Source organism: Sinobaca qinghaiensis (assembly GCF_003610495.1).
In the GTDB taxonomy this organism is placed as follows: Bacteria; Bacillota; Bacilli; order Bacillales; family Marinococcaceae; genus Sinobaca; species Sinobaca qinghaiensis.
In genome coordinates this window covers 157,143-174,669 of record NZ_RAPK01000008.1, presented here as the reverse complement: position 1 = coordinate 174,669, position 17,527 = coordinate 157,143, and the positions used below count along the sequence as shown (strand labels likewise).

Genomic DNA, 17,527 nt, shown 5'->3' with positions numbered 1-17,527 from the left:
CATGAAGCAGCAGGACCGATACACCAGGTTAGCAGAAGTAACGCGTCTTATTAATTCAAGGCTGGAGCTCAAAGACATGCTGAATCATGTAGTAGAAGCTATATCCGAAGAGGTGGTGCTCTGCGATTCGGTCGGTATTTATCTTCCCCAGGAGGACGGTACTTATAAAGGTTTTGCCGGCAAGCCTGAGTTTATCAACGGCAGAACCCTGGATATGCACATAATAGATCCGGAAAAAGACATGCTCGCCCGCCAGATTATTGAAACTCAAAAAACCATTTATATTCCAAGTATTACGACAGACGAAAGACCAGATGCAGAAGCGGTTGATGACTTTAAAATCCGTTCACTGCTTGCTTCGCCTATCGTGCATAACAATGAGATATATGGACTGGTTTTTCTATTTAATTACAACATGCCGATGGAGCTGACCCGGAAGGAAATCGAAGCAGTAGAAGCCTATATTAATATGACGGCTGTAGCTATACGAAACGCCAATGAACTAATGCGGAAAGAATCACTGATTGCAGAGAACGAACTGATTCTGGACGTGACGAAGGCTTTGTCGATGAATCAATCCGTCGAAGAGGCTATTGAAACCTGCTTTTCCTATCTGGAAAAAGTTCTAAACAATAAAAACGCAGGTATGCACTTTGTTGAGGCTTCCATGAGCCGCTATATTAAGCCGCGCAGCTTAAATCATAAAAGCGACTGGTCTGAACAAGCGTGGAAAGAAACACACCAAAAAGTAAATTTAACTCATGGAGAAGATCCGCTTTACCAATATGTGATGGAGAACAAGGAATCTGTTTATCTACATGATGCTGCCGCAGATTCCAGAACGCATAAAGAAGCTATTAAAGAATTTAATATCCGCAGCCTGCTCATGATGCCGCTTGTTTCTATAGGAGATGTGCTCGGTGTTGTAGCGGTGCCGCAGTTTATAGGAGAAGAGCCGTTTTTTACAGAGACCCAGCAGGCTAAAGCCAGGTCGATTGTGGATGCTGTGGCTCCCGTACTCTCTACGCTGATTTATATGGATAAACAGGAGCTGATCATCCAGGACCGGACCTCGGCCCTCTTGAAAAAGAACGAAGAGCAGGCGGAAAATGTTAAGGAGCTGGAACGACTAAGCAAGGAAAAAGCGATGATCCTCGATGCAGCAGGCGAAGGTATATTTGGTATTGATACGAAAGGGTATGTAACATTCTGTAACCCCGCAGCGCTTAACATGCTGGGTTACCAGGAAGACTCGTTCGTTGAAAAGCGCCATATTCACGATGTTTTTTCCACCCCTATTATGGAAAGCGGCCCGGAAAACAGTGTGTTTCATGAAGAGCCCAGGCTCTCCGCCGAATTTTTCAAGCGGAAGGATGGAACGCTTTTTCCAGGGGAATACGTGCTTTCTCCCATTTTGGATATGAATGAAATTAAAGGGTATGTTATTACGCTCCGGGATGTTACGCAGCGTAAGGAAATGGAACAGAAGATCAGGTATCATGCCTATTATGACAGCCTGACGGGGCTGGCAAACCGTGTGCTCTTTAAAGACAGGGTCCAGCAGGCGCTTGGGTATGCTGAAGACAATAAAGAGCAGCTTGCGATCTTATTCCTGGATGTGGACCGGTTTAAAAACGTCAATGACTCGATGGGCCACGAACACGGAGACCTGCTGTTAAAGCAGGTGGCCCACAGGCTCCGCGAAGTGATGGGAACTTCTGATACGCTTTCGAGGCAGGGCGGAGACGAATTTACGGTACTGCTTCTGGGGAAAAGCAATATAAAAGAGGTTCAGTGCAAGGCTAATGGAATTGTAGAAGCATTCCAGAACCCAATCACGATAAATGAAGTGGATCATTTTATTACGGTGAGTATGGGAATCAGCCTGTATCCATTTGACAGTGATAACGTAGAAGGACTTCTTAAGCATGCAGATACTGCCATGTACCGCTGTAAGGAAGCCGGAGGAAACCAGTTTCAGTTCTATCACCCTGAAATGGAAACGGAAATGATGGAGCGCATGAAGCTGGAAACGGCTTTATTCAAAGCATTGGAATACGAGGAAATGGATCTTCACTATCAGCCGCAGTTCAATATGAAAACAAAAGAGCTGATCGGCATCGAAGCGTTAATTAGATGGGATCACCCCTCATATGGCAGACTGAGCCCGGATCTATTCATTTCTCTTGCCGAAGAAACCGGGCTGATTATTCCTATTGGTGAATGGGTGCTCCGCAAGGCCTGCAGGCAGATGCAGGAGTGGATGGCATCCGGCATGAAGCCGGTAACGATTGCGGTAAATATTTCTCCACGCCACTTCAGCCACGCTTCATTTATTGAAAATATTCAGGTTATTCTGGCAGAGGAGAAAATTGATCCGGGGCAGGTGGAGCTTGAGCTTACAGAAAATCTATTAATGCATAATAACGACAAAAATGCCGAAAAGATGGAAGTACTCCGCGATATGGGACTGGATCTGGCTATTGATGATTTTGGGACCGGATACTCTTCCCTCCGCTATTTAAAAGATTTTCCTGTCAGCCTGTTAAAAATTGACCGCTCCTTCATTGACAGCATGAATAAAGATGCTAAAAGCGCTGCGATTACAAAATCTATTATTACGATGGCTCAAAACCTTGAATTAAAAGTAATGGCTGAGGGGATCGAAACAGAGGAGCAGATGGAAGCCCTTCTTGAACAAGACTGTTTTTACGGGCAGGGCTATTTATTTTCCAAGCCGATGCCGGCAGAAGAACTTTTTAATACGTATGGCCCAGTAGAAGCGAAAAGGAGAGTAAGCGAATGAAAACAGCACACCACTTAGTGGAATATTTAAAATCTGGAGGAATTGAATATATTTTCGGCATCCCTGCCGGTTCAGTTAATGCCTTTTTTGATGAGCTGTACGAAGAGCCTGGAATGGAACCTGTTATTACAAAACATGAAGGAGCAGCAGGCTACATGGCATGTGCGTACGCTAAATATTCCCAGTCCCTGAGTGTGTGTGTTGGAAGCAGCGGTCCGGGAGCCACAAACTTTATCACAGGAGCGGCCAACGCAATGAGAGAGCAGCTGCCGGTCCTCTTCTTAACAGGCGCGGTTCCCATAGCATCCCGGGGGCTGAATGCTTCTCAGGAGCTGAATGTAGCAGATGCTTATGAGAGTCTTGTGAAGTACAGCGTGACGATATCATCAGCTGAAGCATTTATGCCTGAAATTGAAAAGGCGGTATCTATCGCAATGGAAGGGGTGCCGGGTCCTGTTCATGTTGCTCTTCCGATCGACCTGCAGCTGACATCCGTAGAGGAAGGGGCACTTTCTCCTTTTCCTTCCAGAGTGCGGAAAGCCCCGTCAGTAGAAGATGTGCAGCAAACGGCAGAACAGCTGAATGCATGTGAAAAAGGTATTATTTTCGCCGGTCAGGGTATCCGCCAGTCTGCAGACGAGGTTGAAGCTTTGGCAGAACAGCTGCAGTGGCCAATTATTACAAGTCCGCAGGCCAAAGGCATTATCGCGGATTCCCATCCACGGATGAAAGGTATTTTTGGATTTGCCGGGATGGAAGAGGCTTCTGAGATAATGAATGATGCAGACTATCAGACCGTTCTGGTTCTCGGTTCAAGCCTTGGAGAAACAGCGACGAACAATTGGAACCCGTGCATAGCAAACGGACGTTATGTCATTCAGGCCGATCATGATCCCGCGGTATTTGACCGGAAGTATCCGGTGGATCTTCGGATCGAGAGTGATCTTTCTTTGTTTCTGAAACAGCTTCTGCCCTTAATACAGCCTAAACCATTTCTTGAAGAAAACAGCGGAGCTCCGGATAAAGAGCCGAAAATATTTAATACCCAGACGGTTCTTCATGAAGTGCAGTCTCTTCTGCCTGCAGATACCCGCTATATAGTGGATATAGGGGAATTTATGGCTTATGTAGTTCATCATATGAATGTGCTGGAAAAAGATACGTTCGACATAAATGTTCATTTCGGTGCAATGGGAAGCGCTATTGGAGGGGCGATTGGCGCAAAAATTGCGCAGCCTGATAAGCCAAGTGCCTGCATTACCGGCGACGGCTGCTTTTTTATGCATGGAATGGAAATACTTACAGCAAAAGAATATAATCTGCCTGTGGTGTTTATTGTGATTAATAACGCCCGGCTGGGAATGGTCCATCATGGCCACAGCCTTCAATATAAACGTGCACACCACCGCTTCAGTCAGAAACCCGTTTCGATCAAAGCCATGGTGGAAGCGATGGGAATCCCCGCTTTTAAAGCCTCGAGCTTAGAAGAGCTGGAGGGGATTAAAAGGAAAACGCTTATGAAAGCAGACGGTCCTTCCCTTCTGGAAATTGAACTGGTCGATGAGCAGGTTCCCCCGATGGGTGACCGGGTAAAGTTTTTATCTTCTTTTGGAAAATAAGCAGAAAAAATATGTATTTTTTCTAATTTGAAAAATAGATTGTTCTGAAACCTTACAGTTGACATTTGCGTTGTGATATAATATAGAAAACGCAAAGAAGTGAGGAATTATCATGGCTCAATCAGATAAATGCACAACCGATAAATGCATGATTACGAACGCAATGGATCTTCTTGGCAAAAAATGGGTAGTTCTCGTGATGTATAAACTGCTTAATGGCCCGCGCCGCTTTACGGAACTCGAGGCAGATATGGCAATCAGCGGCAGATTATTGTCTGAGCGCCTGAAGGATCTGGAAGCTGCGAACATGGTAATTCGCAGAATTTATCCGGAGATTCCGCCCCGCGTGGAGTATGAATTAACGGAAAAAGGCAAAGGCATCGAACCGGTAATAAAAGAAATTTATGCCTGGGCTGAAAAGTGGGAAGCAGCTGACCTGGAACACAGCAAAGACCTGGTGGATCATAAATAAACGTTTTATGGAGAAAACCTCCATAGAACGTTTTTTTTTGGAATGTCGTATCGCTTGCGGATAGAGAAATATGGGTATAGCTGTAAGACGGCATTAAATAGGAGGGTTTATATTATATGAAAAATATTGTTATCACAGGAGCGACAAACGGCATCGGCCGTGAAACCGCCCGCCTGCTTGCTGCGAAACAGCACCACCTGCATATTATTGGACGCAGCATGGAAAAAGGAGAAGCTGTAATTGAAGCATTAAAGCGGGAAACATCAAATCCGAATATCTTTTTTTATCAGGCAGATCTTTCTCTTCTGGAAGATGTCCGGGTAGTGGCTGAAAGACTGGGAGAGAAGCTTCAAGTTGTTGATGTTCTTATTAATAACGCAGGAGCTTTGTTTGAAAAAAGAACAGTCACAAAAGAACGTCTGGAAGAAACGTTTGCTTTAAATTATTTGGGAGTTGTTCTGCTGACCCGCACACTGCTGCCGCTGATGAGAAAAAGCACCGAAGCACGAATTGTTAATGTGTCTTCCGTGGGCCACAAATTTGCGAAGTTTGAGCCGGACAATCTGCAGGGAGAAAAGAAATACGGAGCGATGAAAAGCTATGCGGGTGCAAAGCTGTATTTGATTATGTTCACTTATGAATTAGCCGAACAGCTTGAATCGGAAAATATTCAAGTGAATGCTATGCATCCCGGCAATATTTCAAGTGGGTTCGCGATGAACAATAAAGGGCCCTACCGCCTACTGCATTATTTTACGAAATATGCAGGAGATTCCTTGAAAACAGGGGCAGATCTGGAAGCAGATCTGGCCGTATCTGAAAAATACAACGGAGTAACCGGCAAATATTTTACGCCGAAAGGAGAGCAGGCCTCTTCTGCGGCTTCGTATAATAAAGAAAACCGGAAAACGCTTTGGAATGTATCCGAATCGATGCTGGTGTCTTATTTATAACGTTTGATTTCAGACCTATGGGGTATGGAAGAGAAATACTCTACAAGGAGGCATTCAGTGAAAACATTACTCACCAAGCAGGATATGGAAGACGGTACGAATCTTCCAAATTGGCTTCTGCAGGAATACCGAACATTTCATGATACTGTAACCGATGCTTCATTTCCGTGTTATTTTGGAATGAAGGCAGAAAACAAAGGTGAACTACGGTATGCATATATAGAGCATCGAGACTGGTCCGCTCTTCCAATGGCAGTAGAAGAGTTTCTTGAATTGTTCCAGGAACCTCCCTTTACCAGACACGGTTTGTTTGTGTTTGTAGAACCGGAAGAAAAAGAAGGAACGATTGATCAGTACAGAAAGCAGTTTTGGGATATTCTTCAGTTTCTTCATGAAGAGGACACGCAGGACTGGCCGACGGATAAACCAAAAGATCCGGAGCATTATTTATGGGATTTTCATTTTAAAAAAGAACCTATTTTTGTATTCGGCAATGCCCCGGCATACAAACAAAGAAAAACACGCGACCTTGGACATAGCATGGTGCTTGGCTTTCAGCCGCGCAAGATATTTGAAGGGCTTGAGGGCACGGAAAAAGGCGGGATTATGTCGCGCGAAAAAGTAAGGGAACGAGTAGAAAAATGGGACGATCTGCCGAAACATCCGGACATCAGCCATTTTGGAGACCCGGATCATAACGAATGGAAACAGTTTTTTATTGGAGATGACATAAAACCAATAAAAGGAAAATGCCCTTTCCATTATGACAAATAGACAAAAAGCAGGGACTATTCCTGCTTTTTTATTTTGGGCTGGCGGCTTGTTCCTGTTTTAGTACTTCCTGCAGGATACTTAAGTGCTGATACATGGATTTTTCAAGAGAACGGTTGTATAAAAGAGCAGCCGGATGATAAATAGGGAATAAAAGATGGTCCGTTTTCGACCATCGGTACTCATAACTGTCCGGGGAGGTAAGTTCTAATATGGGCTGCTTTTGAAGAATGCCTGTAACAGAGGACATTCTGGGGTTTTCACCGGTGAGCCGGCGGTATGCCACCCGTCCCATTGGGACAAGGACCCTTGGCTGAAAGGTTTGAATTTCGTAATCCAGCACAGGGGCATGAGCCGTCACTTCTTTTAAAGTAGGAGTGCGGTTATATTTTTTATTTGGGTTGCCGGAAGCATTTCCCCATTTGTAAGGACGGCTTCGTACAGCGCTTGTAATGTAGACATCTTCCCGGGCCAGCTCTAAATACTGGAGAAACGAGTTAAACTCCCTGCCGGCGCGGCCGGAAAAAGGGATACCGTTATGAAATTCTGTTTCTCCGGGAGCTTCACCGATAAACATGAGCTCCGGGTTTTCGGGTCCTGTCCCGGATACAAACCCTTCACATGGATAGGGGGCGAGTCGTTTTTTTGCAGCATCTATTAATTTTTCGGGAAGCATAAAACCATCCTTTCTTATTTATATGGAACGTTTAAAAAGTGCCTGAGGCTATAGCTTTTCCCAGTTTATCAAGATGAGCATAAATAGTCTGGTCCAGCGAACGGTTGTATAGGGAAGCTGCTGGATGATACAGCGGAAAGATGGAATATTCTTTTTCCGACCACACGTAGCCGTCGGATTCCTCCGAATACTGCCGGATTGGTGAGCGCATCATATGTCCTGCTGTTTCTGACATTGCGGGGCTTCTGCCGAGAAGCCGCCAGTACGGTGTTTTTCCCATTGGAAGCAGCACGGCCGGATCGGCACTGCTGATTTCATAATCAAGAAGCGGCGCATGGGCAAGAATCTCTTTTTTGGAAGGGGTGCGGTTATACTTTCGCCTTTCCCCATTTTTTTCTTTCACTGTATAAGGCCTGCTTTTAATGGTTCGAGTGACGTACACTTCTTCGAGAGAAAAGCCAAGGTACTGAATATATTGGAGAAACTGTTTGCCGGCCCGTCCGCCGAAAGGATCTCCTTTATATATTTCTGTTTCACCCGGGGCTTCTCCAATAAAAAACAGCTCCGGGCTGGTGGGATTTTCTCCATCAAGAAATCCTTCACAGCGATAGGGAGCAATGCGTTTTTTTGCCTCGGCGGTAAGTTTTTCGGGCAGCATAAAGAAAAAATCTCCTTTCCAATAGCAATGATATGTCATTTTCTGTATAGTATAGAAGGTTAGGAAACGGGAAAATAGAAAACAGGAGTTTTACATATGGAAGATATATCATTATACGTCATGTTGTTTCTCATTATAGCAGGATTTCTTGCAGCTTTTATTGATTCTGTAGTCGGAGGAGGCGGAATGATCTCCACTCCAGCGCTGCTTGCTTCCGGACTGCCGCCTTCTACAGCGCTTGGCACGAACAAGCTGGCAAGTACGATGGGTTCGTTTACGAGTATGATTTCATTCATGCGCAACGGCCAGATCAATAAGCGTCTCGTCTGGATGTTGTTTCCGCTCTCCTTTGGCGGATCGGTGTTTGGTGTGTTTATCGTTCAGCTGCTGCCTCCGGACGTCCTGGAGCCCATTATTTTGGTACTGCTTATTATAGTAACCATTTATACGATTTTAAAACGTGATTGGGGCATGGCATCGACATTTAAAGGAATATCGGTGTCCTTATTAATGTTTGCGGGAACCGCAGCTTTTGTCATCGGATTTTATGATGGGTTTTTAGGGGCGGGCACTGGTTCCTTTCTGTTATTTGCATTTCTGATGATGGGATTTAACTTTGTAGAAGCGGCAGGCAACGCCAAAGTACTGAATTTTGGAAGCAATATTGCTGCCCTCATTACATTTATCAGCTTTGACTCGGTCCATTTTATTTATGGAATCACCATGGGGCTGGCGATGGTGGCCGGTGCATACATGGGTGTGAATTTCGCTATAAAAAAAGGCGCTGCCTACGTGAAGCTGCTGTTTGTAATCGTCACTATTCTGCTGATTGCGGTTAATATTTGGGAGTATATGACGGCTTCTTAAACGCTGAAGTATAAAAATACTTTATAAATGGAAAATATCTTGTCAGTAAAAGACCCTCGCCAAAAAAATGGTGAGGGTTTTTTGCAGCTGTTGGGCTTTCCTAAAAGATATTTAAATAGACGGGCAGCGAGCTTCATGCTTGATTTTTTTTTCAGTAGCTAGTTTATGTAAAAAAATTTACTATTAGATATATGTTAAAAAGCTTAATCATAGTATTTGAAAGCGCTTCCTAAATAGTTAGGAAGAACTTTAATATAGTGATACTTAATATAATTTTTTAATATATGCATAGGGGAGAAAATAATGAAAAAACGTCACATTAAGTTACTGCAGCTGTTAAATAGAGAGGAGGAGTATATCAGCGGGAAGATGCTTGCAGAGATTCTAGGAGTGAGCGTTCGTACAGTTCGAAATGATATTCGCGACTTGAATGAAAGTTATTTAACAGAAGCGATTATTGAATCGAATAATCGATTTGGCTATAAAATATGTGGAGAAATAAGAATATTGAAAAATTTAAATGAAATGGATCCGGATATAAGGACTTTTTTCATTATCAAATTGCTTAAACAAAATAATAACTGGCTCACATATCAGGAAATAGCCGACTGTCTGTGGTTTTCTCCTCAAACTATCAGCACGGACATTCAAAAAATAGCAGAAATGATTAAAGAAAAACATTATCCTCTAACACTGCACACAGAAACTTTCCGAGGCGTCATGCTTAGCGGACATGAATGGGCCAAGCGCCAGTTAATGGCCTCTCTGGCAATTCGATCATTTGCTTCAATGGAGGAATGTAAACAGATTCTATTCTTTTTATTTGAACAGGAGCTCGACCAGAATTGTATGGAGGAATTAATCTGTTCGATGACCTGTTTTTTACAAGAGAACGAAGCAGCTTTTAATTTGTACACCTGGCCTGCTTTAATGATTCATGTTTGCATACAGCTGATTTCTCCACCTGTAGAGCATTATGAGTGGCTTTTGGATAAAAATGATCCTTCCCTGATGTTAGCTGAAACTATCGTAAACGCATTATCAATGAAAAGAGTGCCTGCTAATAAAGCATCTGAAATATACTACCTTGCATCTCAAATAAAAGGATTGAAAATTCTACCATGTTCGAAAGTGCAGCAGACAAATATTGATGAATTAGAACATCTTACGCAGCAGACGCTGCAGATGGTTGGTGAGAGGTACGGGTACGAACTGCTGCAGGATGAACAGCTTATCATAGGTATTTACATGCACTTACTTGATACGCTTCAAGTTCTGCATCATAGCCTGCCGATCTATAATCCTTATCTTAATCAAATAAAATCTGATTATATTCAAGCTTATCAAATGTCTATATTTTTTGCGGAGATCATGGGAAAAAAAATGAATATATTTATACCGGAAGAAGAAATAGGATACATCACCCTCCATATAGAGGCAGCTATTGAGAGAATAGATACGCTCTCTATTCATGTTGGTTTATTGCAAACAGAAAGCAGTATTATCAGCACATTGATGAGACAGAAAATAGAAAAAAACTTCAAGCAGATTCACATTGAAGATATTTATGAATGGAAAGATACCTCATCCATACCGGCCAGTATTTCCTTTCTGCTGTCTACACAGCCAGTTTTAATTCCTGGAAAGAAAGTACTTGTGGTTAACCCTATATTACAGCAAAAAGATATTTCTAAAATAAAACAGACGATTACACCAAATGTGATTCAAGAACATATGGAGCCGGCAAAGTTTATTTATCTTAACGAAAAAACCAAGCAGGGTTTTTTAAAAGCGATGACTGAAGAATTTAACCTGGAGCCCTTTTTTGAAGGAATTATGGATAGAGAGAATCTTTCTTCCACAGAAATTGGAAACAAGATAGCTATACCTCATCCCTTATTTTCAGCTCATGTACCTGCCTCATCTATTTACATTGGTGTAAATGCCAGAGAACTGGACTGGGGAAACAGCAATGTAAAAGTAGTATTCTTGATTATTTTAAGTGAAAAAGACGAACTGCGTTATGAATATATTTACAGGGAAATCTATCAAATTATGAAGTACCGGGACATGATGGACCGTTTAATGAAGGTGAAAACGTATGAAGATTTTATTCAATTACTATAAAAATCAGGAGGCCTACCTATGTTAATTAATATGAAAGAAATGCTGAGTGTTGCCTATAAAAATAAATTTGCTGTTGGCTCTTATAATGTATCCAATAATGAACTCCTTCGAGCGATCATAGAAACTGCTGAGGAAAAGCGGTCACCTGCTATTATACAAATTCATCCAAATGAACTCGACCTTGTAGGAGATGACTTTACTGCCTATGTTCGAGAAGCTGCCCACCATGCCAGTGTTCCAATTGTTATACATCAAGACCACTGCGACACTATTGATGGAACTATACGGGCTCTTCGAAATGGATATACTTCCGTTATGATAGATGGATCGCATCTTCCATTCGAAGAAAATATTGCTTTGACTCAGAAAGCTGTAAGTGTGGCACACGCCGTAGGCGTATCTGTGGAAGCTGAACTTGGTACTATCGGAAACAATGAAGGAAGTTCAGAGGGCGGAGCTGACCATATCTTATATACAGAACCGGAACAGGCAAAAGAGTTTGTAGAACGGACGGGGTGCGACACGCTGGCAGTAGCTATAGGAACTTCCCATGGGTTTTATCCTAAACACCTTCAGCCGAAAATTCAGCTGGATCGATTAGAAAAAATCTATAAATTAGTTGATATTCCATTGGTTCTTCACGGCGGCTCTGACAATCCAGATGAAGATATTCGAAATTCCACAAAATATGGGGTAGCTAAAATCAATTTATCCAGCGATATGAAAAGAGCGTTTTTCAATCAATTGCGTACCACTCTGGAAGAAAAACCTAATGATTTCGAGCCGGATATTCTTTTTCCTGAAGCAAATAAAGCAGCAAAGAGCCTGTTAGGCAGGAAGATGGATTTGTTTGGATCATCCGGGAAGTCTTCTTTGTATCATATTGGAGAACTTAGAGAGAAAAAAATGGCAGTTGTTGATTAAACGTAGAACAGGAGGACAACATGATGCAGAAAGAAAAACTTGATTTAAAAGAGTTAATGAACGAGCATACTATTAATCTTCATTCCCGGGCGGATTCTAAAATGGAAGTGTTGAAAGAAATGGTCAGCAAATTAGAATCGATTGGAAGCGTTTCTGACGCTTCCAGTTTCTTGAAAGATGTTTATGCGCGGGAAAAGGAAGGCTTTACAGGGATTGGGAGTAGCATAGCTATTCCTCACGGAAAATCTGAAAGCGTTATCAAAAATACTATTATGATTTACCGTACCAATCAGCCTATAGAGTGGGAAACTCTCGATGATCTCCCTGTTCGTGTCATTATCCTGCTGGCAGTGAAAATAGAGGATCAAAATAACCTGCACTTGAAAATGCTAGCTTCTATCGCAGGCTCGCTTGCAGACGAAGCGAGATGCGAAAGAATTACTAAAGTTGAATCAAAGCAAAAATTAATACAAATATTGGAACAAAATGAAGAAGGAGAGGATCAATAATGAAAATAGTAGGAGTAGCAGCCTGCACAGCAGGCATTGCCCACACATACCTAGCAAAAGAAAAAATTGTAGAAGCCTCAAAAAAAGCAGGGCACCAAGTGAAAATAGAAACCCAGGGAACTATTGGAACGGAGGATGAACTGACCGAAGAAGAAATCAAAGAGGCTGATGTTGTTATCATTGCTGCGGATATAAGTATTTCCAACAGAGACCGGTTTGAAAATAAGGTCGTACTTCAAATCCCTACGCATGTTGCCATGAAATCACCTAAAGCTTTGATTAAAAAAATTGAAGAAGAGATTAATACTACGGCATAATCTAAAGGAGGCGAGAATCTGATGAAAAATGTTGGCTTTATTATTAAAAAACATTTATTGACTGGCATTTCATACATGATTCCTTTAATCGTCGCATCTGGAATCTGCATCGCCCTTGCCCAAATATTTGGAGGTATTAATGTTGCTGAAAATGAAGGTACACTTCCTTATTTTTTAAGTCAAATCGGAGGATGGGGAATGTCGTTAGTTGTTCCTCTTATTGCCGGAGCAATTGCTATGTCCATCTCAGATCGACCGGGTCTGGCTCCAGGATTGATTATAGGCTTTATTGCCAATGAAATAGGAACTGGATTTATTGGAGGTATCATTGGCGGTTTTCTCGTTGGGTATGCAGTTATTTTTATTAAAAAATACATTCGTCTCCCTAAAAGCATGGAAGGCTTGATGCCTATTATGATTATTCCTGTACTTGCTACAGTTATCTGCGGTCTTTTGATGATTACGCTGATTGGCCAGCCGATAGCAGCTTTTCAAAATACTACACTGAATTGGCTGCAATCTATGGAGGGCGGATCCAATTTTATTCTGGGATCTATTCTTGGAGCCATGGCAAGCTTTGATTTTGGAGGACCGGTTAACAAAACCATGTCTCTCTTTGCAGATGGGCTTTTAGTCGATGGAGTATATGGCCCTCAGGCTGTTAAGTTTATCGGTTCCATGGTGCCGCCTTTTGGCATTGCTCTTTCTTTTCTATTTACTAGATATAAGTATACAAAGATGGAAAGAGAAACACTTAAAGCTGCAGTGCCAATGGGTATATGTATGATTACTGAGGGTGTAATACCAATAGCAGCACGAGACATTATTCGTGTAGTTGCTTCCTGCTCTTTAGGAGCAGCTGTTGGGGGAGGGCTGTCTATGTCCCTGGGAGTAGGCAGTACGGTTCCTCATGGCGGACTATTAGTAGTTCCATTAATGATTCATCCATTGTATTTTCTAATGTGTCTCGGTATAGGAAGTCTGGTAACGGGTGTTACCTTGTCTTTATGGAAGCCGGCAATAAAAGCAGAAGAAGAAAACATGGTGGAAGAAGAAGAAAATGATATGGAACCGGAACTCATCGATATAGAATTCAAACGGGGAGCTCAGTAACATAAAAAAGTGTTAAAAATAAAATATTGTAAAAAAGCTCCCCTTGAGGAGCTTTTTCCTTTTAACCGTGCTGCTTTTTAAATTCAGCTTTGACTTTCCCGAGCAGGTCCGGCTGATTAATCAGATCAAGCGCAGTCATGGCCATTGCCTGTGCTCCTGTAAGCATAGAGTCAAATCCGCGCCGGCTTCTGGCGGCCTGTTCAAAGCCCGGGGTGTGGCAGGCGAAGCCTTCGTCTGTAATTTGAATAAACGGATGGATGGAAGGCACCACATGGCTGACGTTTCCCATATCAAGCGATCCGCCGCCGTCTTTCTGCTCCTGAACTGCTGATGCATCTACTCCTGCTTCGACCAGATGGGAAGTGAAGAGAGAGGAGAGCGCTTCATTGGTGGTCATATCGTCATAGGAAAACTCGTAGTTGGAAATATCAAGCGTTGTTCCTGCCGCAAGGGAAGCACCACGCGCGCAGTTTTTCACTTTTTCGGTAATCTCATCGAGGTCATGTCTTCTGGCGGCTCGTACATAAAAACGGGCTTCTGCATAGTCAGGAACAATATTGGCTGCTTCCCCGCCTTTTGTAATAATTCCGTGAATCCGAACGTCAGCGGGAACATGCTGACGAAGAGCATTAATACTGTTGAACGTTTGGATCACCGCGTCAAGGGCATTGATTCCTTCTTCAGGAGAAGCGGCCGCATGGCTGGATTTTCCTTTAAAAGAAAACTGTACGGCATCCATTGCAAGAGATGTTCCGCTTTTTTCATAATGACTATAGGGATGAATCATCATGGCAGCATCCAGATGATCAAGGACGCCGTTTTCGGAGAAAGGTACCTTGGCTCCTTTGGTTTCTTCAGCAGGTGTGCCGTATACATAAAGAGATCCTGATTTTTCATCTATCGTTTTACTTGCAGCAACAGCCGCAGCTACGGCCATCGTGCCGATTAAATTATGACCGCAGGCGTGCCCCAGCCCCGGCAGAGCATCATATTCTGCCATGAATGCTATGTGTGGACCGGGAGAGCGACCGTGATATACGGCTTCAAATGATGTCGGAATGCCGCCTATACCAGTGGTGACATCGAAGCCATGCCTCTGCAGAAGGTCTGCCAAAGCAGCTGAAGCTTTATATTCTTCATGTCCGAGCTCCGGGTGGCTTCCTATGTATTCGCTCAATGCATAAAAATCATCTTTCCATTTTTCTAAAGTGTGCGTAATGTTATTCATCCTATGCAGCCTCCTTTCTGTTAGTCTAGCACAGGAAAAGAAAGATCAGCATGTGGAAAGAAATAAAGATATTTCGGCGGAATCAGTGCCGGACATGGGACATGGAGGTTTCATCAGACAGTCATGCCTGCCGGTATCCGGTAAACGTGGTAGAATGAAGAGTAGCATATTGATATGTCGCATACTAAGTAAAATTTGGTGATAGCATGGAAAATACATCGTTTGAAAAAACGCCGTTTGGAATCATCAGCCCTGTCGTTCCTGAAGCAGATCTGGCCCGGGAAGAGTCGGACGCAGAACAGACAGACGGTGGAGAAGAAGATTATTTCTATTTCCGGGCGCTTAAGGAAAAAGGAATTTCCTTAAATCAGTCTCAGACGAAAGCGGTACGGCACGGGGAAGGACCTTTTCTTGCTCTGGCCGGGGCCGGTTCCGGAAAAACCTCCGTACTTGTCTGCCGGACAGGTTATCTGCTGGCTGTCCGGAAGATACCGGCTGCGCATATACTGCTTGTAACATTTACCAAAAAAGCAGCGGAGGAAATGAAAGAACGAATCGCTGCACTGCCCGGTATTTCGGCCCAGGCTGTGAGGCAGCTTCAGGTCCGGACGTTTCATTCTTTTTTTCTGCAGCTGCTTCGGGGCCAGGGATACGATCAGAAGATGATTACCAGTGAGCGGTTCAAACATATTATCATTAAAAAAAAGCTGAAAGAAGCAGGGTTTGACGGGAAATACCAGCCGGAAACCCTGCTGTCCCTTTATTCTTCCTACCGGATGAATAATCTGTCCCTGGCAGAAATGCCGGCGGAAAACCCAATGGAAATCGAGCAGAAAGGGGTTTTCCGCAGGTATGAAGCCTGGAAAAAAGAAGAACACCAGCTGGATTTTGATGATATTCTCTGCCATGCGTATGAGCTGCTCTGCGAATCAGAAACCCTTCTGAGAAAAATGCAGGAACGATTTAAATACATTATGGTAGATGAATTTCAGGACACGAATCCACTGCAGTACGAAATGATGAAGATGCTGTCTGCGTCACACAAAAATTTATTTGTAGCAGGCGATGATGATCAAACAATCTATTCGTTTAATGGGGCGCAAAGTGAAATCATTCTGGAGTTTGATAAGGAATTTCCAACAGCAGAAATGGCCACCCTTGATGTGAATTACAGATCCACATCCCCCATTACAGGATTGGGAAACGAAGTCATACGGCATAATACGAACCGGCGGGAAAAAACACTTAAATCGACAGTGATGTCCCAAACATATCCGCTTTATTTCCGGGCAGAAACGACGGATGAAGAAGCAAAGCTGGCAGCGGCTGATATTCTTCATAAGGTTCAGAATGACGGACGTTCTTTTGCAGATTTTGCAGTCCTTCACCGTACGGCCAGTGTGAGCCGGGCTATGTTTGAACAGCTTACACTCCATCAGATTCCTTTTTTATCTTTCACGACAGTCGACCAAATGTTTTATAACCAGTGGCCGATTAAAGCGGTGATGGATCATCTGCGGCTTGCCTTGAATCCCTATTATAACGAAGCGCTGCCGGAGGTACTGCCCACGTTATTTATTAACAGGGAAAAAGGTATGCTTCATATTAAACGGCTGGAAGCTGTTGGAGAACAGGCGGAACCGCTTGAACTGCTTCAATCCCTTGGCGGTCTGCGCACTTTCCAGGTAGGTAAACTGCAGGAAAGGGAGCGGCTGCTCAAGCAGCTGAAACCGATGAAGCCTAAACAGGCAATAAAGAAAATGCGCGAGACTTTTTATGACACGTACCTGGAAGCCAACGAAGCACAGGCGGAAACGATGCATAAAGAAGGCGTGAAAGAGACGCTGGACGAACTGGAATCATCCGCCGGCCGTTTTGATTCTGTACTGGCCTTTGTATCTTTTGTAGATGATATGGTGGAAATGTATAAAGGCATGCAGAAAAAAACACAGGCTGCGAAAACAGATGCAGTGTCCCTTATGACCATTCATCGGGCAAAGGGTCTGGAATTCCCGGTTGTCTATTTAATTGGAGCATCAGAGACGATACTGCCGCATAGCTCGGCGGTTAAGGCTTCCGGGAGTAAAGACTTTATAAAGAAAAGCAATGAAAGTGAAGAAAAAGCATTAGAGGAGGAACGGCGCTTAGCTTATGTCGCTATTACGAGGGCAAAAGAAGAGTTGTATATCGGTTCCCCCGCCCAATACCGCGGAAAAGCTGTGGAAGTATCCCGCTTTTTTTTAGAGGCTTTCCCACACGCAACGCAAAAAAGGAGACAGCCCATGGAACAGCAGCCGGAAGAAAGAAAAATAGTAAAAGCATGGTTATGCACAAATGAGGATTGTATCGTATGGGTGAAAATTCAAACCCAGGAAGACGATACGCTTCAGGAAAAAACATGCCCAATCTGTAAATCAAAAATGGAAAAAGGCGAAAAAGAAGTTATTATCGCACAAAGAAGAAACGGCAGAAGGTAATAAGAAAAGG

The 17,527-nt window shown here is 43.3% G+C and carries 15 protein-coding genes; 12 read left to right on the top strand and 3 right to left on the bottom strand.

Going from position 1 to position 17,527, the window contains the following annotated elements; translation table 11 throughout:
• Position 1 precedes the first annotated feature (1 nt).
• From ATL39_RS08225 to ATL39_RS08205, 5 genes are all read left to right on the top strand, one after another.
• Positions 2 to 2,806: a sensor domain-containing phosphodiesterase gene (locus ATL39_RS08225; protein ID WP_120192865.1), complete on the top strand. Its 2,805-nt coding sequence runs from the start codon at positions 2 to 4 to the stop codon at positions 2,804 to 2,806.
• Positions 2,803 to 4,425: a thiamine pyrophosphate-binding protein gene (locus tag ATL39_RS08220; protein WP_120192864.1), complete on the top strand. Its 1,623-nt coding sequence runs from the start codon at positions 2,803 to 2,805 to the stop codon at positions 4,423 to 4,425. The genes ATL39_RS08225 and ATL39_RS08220 overlap by 4 nt, the downstream gene beginning before the upstream one ends.
• Before the next feature lie 112 nt (positions 4,426 to 4,537).
• Complete coding sequence (locus tag ATL39_RS08215) at positions 4,538 to 4,897, top strand: winged helix-turn-helix transcriptional regulator (RefSeq protein ID WP_245960953.1); 360 nt, start codon at positions 4,538 to 4,540, stop codon at positions 4,895 to 4,897.
• A 116-nt stretch (positions 4,898 to 5,013) separates the two neighbouring features.
• Positions 5,014 to 5,850 carry an SDR family NAD(P)-dependent oxidoreductase gene (locus ATL39_RS08210; RefSeq protein ID WP_120192863.1) on the top strand — a complete coding sequence of 279 codons (837 nt, stop codon included), beginning with the start codon at positions 5,014 to 5,016 and terminating at the stop codon, positions 5,848 to 5,850.
• A gap of 84 nt (positions 5,851 to 5,934) precedes the next feature.
• Entirely contained in the window at positions 5,935 to 6,624 is a 690-nt protein-coding gene (locus tag ATL39_RS08205; RefSeq protein WP_425452991.1) for a YqcI/YcgG family protein, read from the top strand.
• A gap of 28 nt (positions 6,625 to 6,652) precedes the next feature.
• On the opposite strand, the gene ATL39_RS08200 is transcribed toward ATL39_RS08205, so the two are convergent.
• Complete coding sequence (locus tag ATL39_RS08200; protein WP_120192860.1) at positions 6,653 to 7,297, bottom strand: uracil-DNA glycosylase; 645 nt, start codon at positions 7,295 to 7,297, stop codon at positions 6,653 to 6,655.
• A 31-nt stretch (positions 7,298 to 7,328) separates the two neighbouring features.
• Positions 7,329 to 7,955: a uracil-DNA glycosylase gene (locus ATL39_RS08195; protein ID WP_170146873.1), complete on the bottom strand. Its 627-nt coding sequence runs from the start codon at positions 7,953 to 7,955 to the stop codon at positions 7,329 to 7,331.
• Between the two features lie 96 nt (positions 7,956 to 8,051).
• Between ATL39_RS08195 and ATL39_RS08190 the strand changes: the two genes are divergently transcribed.
• The 6 genes from ATL39_RS08190 (at position 8,052) to ATL39_RS08165 (ending at position 13,812) form a co-directional block, all read left to right on the top strand.
• A complete protein-coding gene (locus tag ATL39_RS08190; protein WP_120192857.1) occupies positions 8,052 to 8,822 on the top strand; it encodes a TSUP family transporter in 771 nt (256 codons plus the stop codon).
• Positions 8,823 to 9,125: 303 nt separating this feature from the next.
• Positions 9,126 to 10,949 carry a BglG family transcription antiterminator gene (locus tag ATL39_RS08185; RefSeq protein ID WP_120192855.1) on the top strand — a complete coding sequence of 608 codons (1,824 nt, stop codon included), beginning with the start codon at positions 9,126 to 9,128 and terminating at the stop codon, positions 10,947 to 10,949.
• Between the two features lie 18 nt (positions 10,950 to 10,967).
• Complete coding sequence (locus ATL39_RS08180) at positions 10,968 to 11,873, top strand: ketose-bisphosphate aldolase (protein WP_120192853.1); 906 nt, start codon at positions 10,968 to 10,970, stop codon at positions 11,871 to 11,873.
• 20 nt (positions 11,874 to 11,893) lie between these two features.
• Entirely contained in the window at positions 11,894 to 12,382 is a 489-nt protein-coding gene (locus tag ATL39_RS08175; RefSeq protein WP_120192852.1) for a PTS sugar transporter subunit IIA, read from the top strand.
• Positions 12,382 to 12,699 (top strand): PTS fructose transporter subunit IIB, encoded by a 318-nt coding sequence (locus tag ATL39_RS08170; RefSeq protein WP_120192851.1) that lies wholly within the window; start codon positions 12,382 to 12,384, stop codon positions 12,697 to 12,699. Before ATL39_RS08175 ends, ATL39_RS08170 begins: the two co-directional genes overlap by 1 nt.
• Before the next feature lie 21 nt (positions 12,700 to 12,720).
• Positions 12,721 to 13,812, top strand: coding sequence for a PTS fructose transporter subunit IIC (locus tag ATL39_RS08165; RefSeq protein ID WP_120192850.1), 1,092 nt, complete (start codon positions 12,721 to 12,723; stop codon positions 13,810 to 13,812).
• A 61-nt stretch (positions 13,813 to 13,873) separates the two neighbouring features.
• On the opposite strand, the gene ATL39_RS08160 is transcribed toward ATL39_RS08165, so the two are convergent.
• On the bottom strand, positions 13,874 to 15,040 hold the full coding sequence (locus ATL39_RS08160) for a M20 family metallopeptidase (RefSeq protein ID WP_120192849.1): 1,167 nt from the start codon (positions 15,038 to 15,040) through the stop codon (positions 13,874 to 13,876).
• A gap of 206 nt (positions 15,041 to 15,246) precedes the next feature.
• Here ATL39_RS08160 and ATL39_RS08155 point away from each other — a divergent pair, with 206 nt between their 5' ends.
• On the top strand, positions 15,247 to 17,517 hold the full coding sequence (locus ATL39_RS08155; RefSeq protein WP_120192848.1) for a UvrD-helicase domain-containing protein: 2,271 nt from the start codon (positions 15,247 to 15,249) through the stop codon (positions 17,515 to 17,517).
• The last annotated feature ends 10 nt before the right edge of the window (positions 17,518 to 17,527 follow it).